Annotated in this window: 6 protein-coding genes and 1 pseudogene; 4 read left to right on the top strand and 3 right to left on the bottom strand. The window is 68.4% G+C overall.

Annotated features, from left to right (window positions below; genetic code table 11):
- On the top strand, positions 1-664 hold a 664-nt coding region (locus tag VFG33_RS03665), incomplete at its 5' end, for a hypothetical protein (protein ID WP_325022359.1).
- Entirely contained in the window at positions 661-3,864 is a 3,204-nt protein-coding gene (locus VFG33_RS03660; RefSeq protein ID WP_325022358.1) for an ATP-binding protein, read from the top strand. The genes VFG33_RS03665 and VFG33_RS03660, both read left to right, overlap by 4 nt.
- Positions 3,865-4,036: 172 nt before the next feature.
- On the opposite strand, the gene VFG33_RS03655 is transcribed toward VFG33_RS03660, so the two are convergent.
- The 3 genes from VFG33_RS03655 to VFG33_RS03645 form a co-directional block, all read right to left on the bottom strand.
- Positions 4,037-4,819, bottom strand: coding sequence for a metallophosphoesterase family protein (locus VFG33_RS03655; protein WP_325022356.1), 783 nt, complete (start codon positions 4,817-4,819; stop codon positions 4,037-4,039).
- Between the two features lie 134 nt (positions 4,820-4,953).
- The gene (locus tag VFG33_RS03650; protein ID WP_325022354.1) at positions 4,954-6,261 is read right to left on the bottom strand and encodes a TrbL/VirB6 family protein; all 1,308 of its coding nucleotides are present in this window, start codon (positions 6,259-6,261) and stop codon (positions 4,954-4,956) included.
- Entirely contained in the window at positions 6,261-7,175 is a 915-nt protein-coding gene (locus VFG33_RS03645) for a DUF8175 domain-containg protein (protein WP_325022352.1), read from the bottom strand. The genes VFG33_RS03650 and VFG33_RS03645 overlap by 1 nt, the downstream gene beginning before the upstream one ends.
- Positions 7,176-7,359: 184 nt before the next feature.
- Between VFG33_RS03645 and VFG33_RS03640 the strand changes: the two genes are divergently transcribed.
- Both VFG33_RS03640 and VFG33_RS03635 read left to right on the top strand, forming a co-directional pair.
- On the top strand, positions 7,360-7,914 hold the full coding sequence (locus VFG33_RS03640) for a MarR family winged helix-turn-helix transcriptional regulator (RefSeq protein ID WP_325022350.1): 555 nt from the start codon (positions 7,360-7,362) through the stop codon (positions 7,912-7,914).
- Between the two features lie 79 nt (positions 7,915-7,993).
- A pseudogene (locus VFG33_RS03635) lies at positions 7,994-8,582 on the top strand (molybdopterin-dependent oxidoreductase); the annotation flags it as partial.

Below are 8,582 nucleotides of genomic sequence, written 5' to 3'. Positions count from 1 at the left end.
CAGCCAACCATGCAGTGAACAGCCTCCGGAGGATCCCATCGTGCCCGCTCAACCCCTCAACCTGACCGAGCGAGCCGTCCTGCTCGCACTCCTGGCGGAGGCACGCCCACTCACCAACGCGGAGCTCCGTACCTCCGCCGGGGTGAAGCTCGACGGCGCCAGCCGGATCAAGCTGAACGACCTCAAACTGGTGACCACCGAGAAGGTTGGCCGGGCTTTCGTCCATAAACTCACCGATGACGGCGCGGCCTGGTGTCAGGAGGAACTCGGCGCCGAACGTCCGGACCGCGCGGGACCCGGAGGTGGAGCACTGTACGCGCTACTGAACGGCTTGCAGCGCTATCTTCAGCGCACCGGACAGCAACTGTCCGACCTCTTCCGGCCGACCGAACCCGAACTGGATCTAGAGGCCCGGATCCGCGTGGCCTATTCGAGTCTCAGCGCCAAGTCTGGGTCGACCTGGGTCGGTCTGGTGGCACTCCGCGCGGAGTTGCCGGATGACGCGCGAGGTGACGTCGATGCCGCGCTCCAGGAGTTGTCCCGGCAACCCGGCGTCCACGTCCAGGCCGAAGCGAACCAGCAAGCACTCACTGAAGCGGATCGCGAGGCCGCTGTGCGCTTCGGCGGCAGCAGCCGGCATCTGCTGAAGATCGAGAACGGATGAGGAACGAGGAGCGGGCCGCGCTGGCGGCCGTCCAGTTCAACTGGGCGGTCACGCCGGACGCCATCTGGAGTCCGGTCGAGCACCACGTTCCGGGACTCCACGCGAACGTGGTCCGGACCGTGATGGCTTCCGTCGGCGCGGCTCGGCGCAGTACCACCGGCAGCCCGATCGGGATCGCACTCGAGGGTGAGAAGGGGGTCGGCAAGACCCATCTGCTCGGCTGGGTTCGTCAACAGGTACAGGAAAGTGAGGGCTACTTCTTCCTGATCAAGCTCGTCAGTGGAGCCGCATTCTGGTCGAGTGCAGTGCGCGGGGTGATCGACGGCTTCGATGCAGGGCAGGGTGAGCAGCTGTCCGGGTTGCTGCGCCGGCTGGGCGAACAGGCAGGCCTCGATCACGACCTCCGGGCCCGGCTGCTCGGTCAGAGCCCGGTCTCCCGTGGCGATCTCGACGAGTTCGTCGCGGGGGTGAAGCGGATCGATGCCAAGATCGGCACCGACTGCCAGAACACCGCGCGAGCTCTGGTGCTCTATCGCAGCCCGGAGACCTCGGTCCAGGAGATCGGGTACGGGTACTTCGAACTCGACGGTGACGTGGAGGAGGCCGATCGGGATGCGTGGGGATTCCGCCGGGGCGGACGGCTTCCGCAACAGATCCTGGGCGACCTGTCCCGCTTGCTCGCGCTGACCGGACCGAGTGTGATCGCCATCGACCAGATCGACAGCGTGATGGCTCAGGCCGCCACCGGACGGACCGACGCGGGCGAGAACCAGGCCCGGACCCGGCTGGCCAACGAGATCGCGGACGGCCTGATGGAACTTCGCGAATCGACCCACCGCACCCTGTCGGTGGTCGCGTGCATCCCGGCGACGTGGGAGCTGATCCGTACCCAGGCGACCAGCCCTGCGGCCGACCGTTTCCGGACCGTCAACATGCAGAGCCAACTGCCCGATCCCGCCATCGCGGTGGACCTGGTCGCCGGGCGGCTGGCCGGCCTTTACGTGGCCGCCGGGCTGGTTCCGCCGTACCCGACCTGGCCGGTGCTGCGGTCGGCGTTCGAGAACGACGGTGCCCGGGACTTCACCCCGCGGCGGCTCCTCCAGCGGGTCGACGAGCACATTCGCCGGTGCCTCGAGACCGATGAGCTGACCGAACTGGCGAGTCTGGAGGACGCACCGGCGCCGGTTCGTCCCGGCCGGCATACCGCACCGACCGGGCTCAGCCGGCTGGATGCCAAGTTCGCCGATCTTCGCGAGCAGGTCGACATCGATGCTGCGCTGGATTCGAAGACCGAGGACGCACGGATGCCTGCGCTGCTGGCCGCCGCGCTCAGCTCGTACATCGCGGAGCTCGGGGAACTCGGTCGGGAGTTCGAGCTGGATCCACCGCCGGGCCCGAAGCCTGCTCTGCACGCCCGGCTCCGCCGGACGCTCGACGAGACCACCGATGACGAGATGACCTGGGGCTTCCGGGCCATCGCCAGCGACCATGCGAGGGCCGCGCTGACGCGGCTGCGAGCGGCCCGCACTGAGGCTGGGCTGGAAGCCGGCATGGGGAAACGAAAGCTGATCGTCCTGCGGAACACGCGGTGGTCGAGTGGGCCGAAGACGGCTGCGGAGACCACTGAGTTCGAGGCGGCCGGCGGATTGTCGTTGTTGATCACGCGAGACGATCTGAAGACGTTCGCAGCTCTGGAGGCGTTGACCCGCCAGCCTGATCCGGGCTTCCTGCAGTGGCTGATCGCCAGGCGACCCGCGGGCAACTCCGAGCTGTTCCAGCGGGTCTTCGCCGAACTCGACCAGGCGCCCCAACGGCCCAAGGCGGACAGCACAGAAGACGCCGCAGAAGCGTCCGGGAAGCAGGAGTCCGGCTCCGTGGAGCAGGTGGGGCGCAGGGGGCCCGGCTCGGGGGAGCAGATGGGGCAGGAGTCCGGCTCTGGGGTGACAGCTGGGCGGCCGGGGGACGGGGAGCCGGTGGTGCCGATTGGCGCGGGTGAGGCGTACGCGTTCAATGTGCCGCTCCGGCTATTGCGGAAGCATACGGTCGCGTTCGCGGGATCTGGGTCGGGAAAGACCGTGTTGCTGCGCCGGTTGATCGAGGAGTGCGCGCTGCACGGGGTCTCTTCGATCGTCCTGGATCCGAACAACGACCTGGCCCGGCTCGGCGACCCCTGGCCTGAACCACCTCCGTACTGGGGACCGGGCGACGATGCCAAAGCACGCGAGTACATCAACGGCACCGATGTGGTGATCTGGACACCGCGACGGGCGAAGGGACGCCCGCTGTCGTTCAGACCGCTGCCGGACTTCGCGGATGTTCTGGATGACGAGGACGAATTCCGCGACGCGGTCGATGCGGCCGTCGCGGGTCTGCTGCCGAGGGCGCAGCTGACCCCTCGCAAGGTGAAGACGGGGCAGGCCGTTCTGCGTCAAGCGCTGGATCACTTCGCCCGCCGGGGCGGCCACGATCTCAACGCCTTCATCGAACTCCTGGCCGATCTGCCGACCGGGATCAGCACCATTCGTACCGCACATAAGGTGGCGGCCGAGATCGCCGATGCGCTGACTGCGGAGCGAGTGAACGATCCGTTGTTCGGCGGAACCGGTCAGGCGCTCGATCCTGGCGTCCTGCTGACGCCAGCACCGGGGTACCGGGCGCGGGTCTCAGTGATCAGTTTCGTCGGGCTGCCGGCCAACGAGCAGCGGCAGAGCTTCGTCAACCAGTTGCAGATGGCGCTGTTCGCGTGGATCAAACGGAACCCTGCTGGTGATCGACCGTTGGGCGGGCTGCTCGTGATGGACGAGGCGCAGACCTTCGCACCGTCGGGCGCTGCGACGGCGTGTACCGAAAGCACTCTCGCGCTGGCGGCGCAGGCCCGGAAGTACGGTCTCGGGTTGGTCTTCGCCACGCAGGCTCCGAAGGGGTTGCACAACCGGATCCCCGGCAACGCCACCACGCAGTTCTTCGGACGGCTCAACTCGGGAGCGCAGATCAACGCTGCGACCGAACTCGCCAGGGCCATGGGCGGCCGGGTCGACGATATCGGCCGCCTGAGCGCCGGCAACTTCTACGGAGCCAGCGAAGGTCTGCAGTTCGAGAAGCTGCAGATCCCGATGAGCCTCAGCCACCACCCGCCCAGCGCACTCACCACCGAGGAGGTCATCACCCGCGCCGCCCACACCAACCGCCCCCTCCGCTAGCCCCTACGAGATCCGTCGCTCGCGGGGTGATGCTTACGTCCGAAGGACTGTGGGGCAGGCCCCGCGGCTCTTCGGACGTAAGGAAATCTGGCGCTCGGGGTGATGCTTACGTCCGAAAGAGGGTGGGGCAGGACCCACAGTCCTTCGGACGTTAGGGATTTGGAGAGGGCGGTCAGTGGGGGCGGCGGTGGTAGGTGGGGGGTTCGTTGGCGTAGAAGTTTCCTCGGTAGGTGCCGTGGAGGAGTTCGGATTCGTAGGCGGGGAGTTCGGGCATGCCGAGGGCTCGGGCGACGTCTAGTTCGGCGGCGGTGTCGTAGGGGACTCGGACGAACTGGATGGCGAACGGGCCATCGGTGAGGGAGTCGGGGATGCCTTCGAGGATGACGTAGACGGGCGTGGGGTCGCCGAGGCTGTTGCCGACGCTGCCGGTGTTGAAGAGGGTGCGGCCGAGGTCGGCTTCGTAGAAGGGTTCGTGGATGTCCGCATAGCCGACGACCGTGGGGATCGGGCCGTCGCCGGTCGCCTCGGTGTTCGCGAACATGCCGAGGAACTCCTGCTCGTCGTGATCGAAGCGGACCCGCCGATGCACGGTCGTCGCCGACGCGTGGAAGAGCCGGATCCGCCGGCCGCTCAGCACGAAGTCGTGGCTGAACGGGAGGTTGCGGAGCCAGGTCCACTGGTCCTCACGGAGTTCCTTCTTCCACCAGCGCATGCCGTCGCTGTCGTGCTCGCGGTCCGGGTCGGGCAGGAAGTCGTCCCAGTTGCCGAGGATGTTCACCTCGCACACCTCGCGGCAGCGATCCACCACCTGCTGCCCACGCGGACCCTTGCCGACGTAGTCGCCCAGGTTGAAGATCCGGGTGATGCCGCGCGCCTCGATATCCGCGAGGACCGCCTCCAGCGCCGTCAGGTTGCCGTGCACATCGGAGATGAGAGCAATCCGCTGCAGAACCATGGGCCCATCATCCGCTGGCAGGGGGCCGACGGACTCGTGGGGCGTCGCTCACCTGCTGCCCGAAAGGCCGGCGGACTCGTGGGGCGTCGCTCACCTGCTGCCCGAAAGGCCGGCGGGCTCCTGGGGCTGGTCGATCATCTGCTGCCCGAGGGGCCGGCGGGCTCACGGGGCTGGTCGGTGGGGGGCTTCGATCGGCCGCCGGAGGAGCCCCGGCGGCCGCTGCTCCAGCCCCGGCCGCCACCCGAGTTCGATGCACCGCCGGCCGAACCGCCGCCGGCCTCGCCGGCCGAGTGGGCTGCGGCGCCCGCGAGCTCGCCGCCGGCCTTCTTCGCTCCGCTGACAGCCGCCCCGGCGACGCCGATACCGGCACTCGCCGCGACCCCGAGCGCACCGCTGGCGCTACCCCCACCTCCGCCACCACCACCACCACCGCCTCCTCCTCCGCCGCCGCCACCGCCACCGCCGCCACTGGAGCGGCCGAATGCGGAGCGGCCGACGTTCACCGCACCGGTCGCCAGCCCACCCGGGTCCGCGACCCCGGCACCCATGCCTGCGCTTCCACCCGAGACCGCGGCAGTGATCGGAACTGCGAAGCGCAGCAACGCGGGCAGCGCGAACACCGCGAGCAGCATCATCATCAGCCCGGTCATCGCCTGGACGAGGCTGTTGCCCGACGTGTTCGTCATGCCGGCTTGGTTCATCTTCATCGCGGCGGCGTAGATCATCGCCGCCGCCGGTTTGTAAGCGACGAACGCCAGCGCCCAGGCGCAGTACTTCTTGAACCAGGCCTTGCCGACCTCGGTGTTCGTGGCGGCGGCGGCCAGCGGGAACGTGCCGGCCAGCACCACCAGCATCGCCGAACGGATCAGCAACAGCACGACCTGGATCAGCGACGCCATCAGGATCGCGACGCCGAAGAACATCGCCACCATCATCGGGAGTTGCTGGGTCGCGGCCTGGACCCCGCCCTTGATCATCACGCCACCGAGTGCCTGATGGAACTCGGTATCCTTGGGTTTCGCCTGCTGGATCAGGTTCAACGCGAACTTGTCCGACCAGGCGGACAGTAACTGCAGCGTGGCGGTGCCGGCGCCGCAGACCAGCACCATCAACATCGTTGCCTTGAGCAACTCTTGGATCGGGTGCCCGCGCTGCTCCCAGGCCGTTTTGATGCCGGCGACCAGGACCGCGAAGGTGAAGATCGACGCGGCCACGACCATGGAGCGATCGTGCAGGAAGGCGACCGGGCCGCTCGCGACATAGGTGTTGCCGTGCTCGGTGGCGAGCGTCGGGCTGTCGATCTTGATCCAGAAGCTGCCGACCGCGTCCAGCCCTGAGGCGGCCGCCTTGCCGATCTTCTCCGCGAGGGCGTTGAACTGGTCCGTGACGACGGAGCGGAAGCCTTCGCGGATGGCACAGCCGACGTCGAGCTTGGTGCACATCAGACACCGCTCCAGACCACGAAGCCGTCCAGGTCGGCATGCTGGGAGTACGGCGCTCCGACTGATTCCCCGGGCGCGGGTGGGACCAGGCGCCAGTCGCCGGACTGCCAGACGAACGTCAGGGTCGCGCTGACGTACTCCGACTCGACGGGCAGCGCGAGCGTCACCGTCGCGCGATCACGGCTGGCGTCGAGCACCCGGTAACCGGCGAGCTGGGTCGGCTCGCTCACGTCGTCGGGAGTCTCCGCACGCAGTTCGCGGATCAGGGCGTCGCGGTCCGGGCCGGGCAACATCAGCTTGCCGACGGTGTCGATGCCCTTGGCCTGATCCCCCATCGCGGCGATCGCGTTGTACGCCGCATAGACCGCGCCGCTCGGGGAGTGCGCGAAACACCGCCGGAATCCGTCTTGATCCACCTTCCCTGGTCCAAACACAGCCGACCGCGGAACAACCACCCGCCGGCTCACCTCCCACCCATCCACAGAAGGCGCAGAGGCCGGGATCGCCTGATCCCCGTCCGGCAGCCCACATGCACTCGCGCCGGCGTCGCCCGGACCCGCCGAGGCGGGTGCGTCCGGCGCTGCCGGAACGGTGGTGCCGGTCAAGGCGGGGTCGCCGGAGCCTGACGAGCCGGGGCCCGGCGTGCCGGCCGACGTTGGGTCGCCGGTGCCCGATGATCCGGGGCCCGGTGTGCCGGCCGAGTTGGCTTCGCCGGGGGCGGACGAGGCCGTGGTGGAGCCTGGGGCCGGCGAGGACGTAGTACCGGCTGGGGTCGCGTCTGCGGCTGCGTTGGGGGTGGGTGAGGTGAGGCCGGTGATGAGGAGGAGGGCGCCGCAGAGGAGGATGGCGGCGATCACGATGCAGGCGGCGATGAACCCCCGGCCATAGGGTGACTGGTCCTCTTTGTCGCTCATCCTGGTCCCCGCTCTCTGCGCCGGTTTGCGTGTGCACACCCAGGCTGGCAAAGATCGGCCGACCGCCGCGGAAGTTATCCACAGGCCGTTGTCACGCTCGAACAGACCTCATTCGTGTCTCGACCTGTAGCCGAAACGTCACCCCGTGTAGCGAAGTGACCTAGTCAGCTAATAGAGTCCGCGCATGACCATCGCGCCATCGCTTTGCTCGCCCCTAGCGCTCGCCGATGCAGAACCCACTCACGCTCCCGAACCTTGGGATAGCGATGTGATCACCGCGTACGGCCTGCTGCGTGAAGCAGCGGCCGAACTCGATCATCTGATGCGCCATTCCCTGAAGCGCAGTGGTCTGCAAATGGCAATGTTCGAACTGTTGCTGCGGCTTGCCCGCAGCCACGGGGAGAAACAGCGTCTCACCTCACTCGCCCGGGAGTTGACCGTCACCACCGGCGGCATCACCCGGCTGGTCGACCGCGCCGAGAATCTCGGTCTGGTGCGTCGGGAACCCTGTCCCGACGACGCCCGCGGTTCGTTCGCGGTTCTCACGGAGGAGGGCAAGCGGCGGCTGCGCGAAGCGCTGCCCGACCACCTCCTGGAGATCGACAGCCTGTGGATGTCTCAGCTGGCGGACGAGCGCGAGCTCGTTCTCGGCAGGCTCCGCCGGGTCCGTGACAATGCCCGTCGCTGGCCGAACGGCCGGCCCAACCTCGGCCCGAACCCCGCGGCCACCCGGATCTGAACCACCTCCGCATTACCCGCTCCTAACGGTTTGTGGCGCCCGGCTGGTGTCGGGCGCCACCGCGCGGGATGGTTGAGAGGTGAACCAAACAAAGCGACGGACTGGCCTCTTCGTCCGCGCGGCCATCGGTGGTGTGCTCGCCGCAGTGGCAGGACTGGCTGCCGGCCAGGTCGCGGCAGCGGTCCTCGGGTCCCCGCAGACGCCCATCGTGGCGATCGGGTCCGCCTTCATCGACCGAGTCCCGCCGTGGCTGAAAGACCTGGCGATCTCCCTCTTCGGGACCCACGACAAGACCGCCCTGCAGACCGGCATCGTCATCGTTCTGCTCGCCTTCGCCGCCGTCGGCGGCATCTTGGCCGTACTGCGGTACTGGGCAGGCGCCGCAATCGTCGTGATCCTCGCGGGCGTAGCCGTGATCGCGGCGGCGACCCGTCCCGATGCCGGCCAGACCGGGTTCGTCCCGTCCTTCGTCGCCGGTGTTGTCGCCCTGCTGATCCTGCGGTTGTTCTCCCGGCGTCTCGCGGGGCTGCACGACACCACCGACGGTGCCGTCAGTCGTCGGGGATTCCTCCAACTGACCGCCGGGGTCGCCCTCGGCTCGGTCGCCTTAGGCGCCCTGGGCAAGGTCGTCGGGGGGCACAGGTCCGCCGTCGTCGCCGCCCGCACCG

It is taken from the genome of Kribbella sp., assembly GCF_035687465.1.
GTDB lineage: Bacteria > Actinomycetota > Actinomycetes > Propionibacteriales > Kribbellaceae > Kribbella.
Note: the sequence above shows the minus strand (reverse complement) of the source record. Positions and strands in the feature narration are given on the sequence as shown.

Bases quoted from the DNA above. Each gene is read 5' to 3' on its own strand.
- VFG33_RS03660 (WP_325022358.1), top strand. From the start codon at position 661: ATGAGGAACGAGGAGCGGGCCGCGCTGGCGGCCGTCCAGTTCAACTGG.
- VFG33_RS03650 (WP_325022354.1), bottom strand. From the start codon at position 6,261: ATGTGCACCAAGCTCGACGTCGGCTGTGCCATCCGCGAAGGCTTCCGC.
- VFG33_RS03645 (WP_325022352.1), bottom strand. From the start codon at position 7,175: ATGAGCGACAAAGAGGACCAGTCACCCTATGGCCGGGGGTTCATCGCC.
- VFG33_RS03640 (WP_325022350.1), top strand. From the start codon at position 7,360: ATGACCATCGCGCCATCGCTTTGCTCGCCCCTAGCGCTCGCCGATGCA.
- VFG33_RS03655 (WP_325022356.1), bottom strand. From the start codon at position 4,819: ATGGTTCTGCAGCGGATTGCTCTCATCTCCGATGTGCACGGCAACCTG.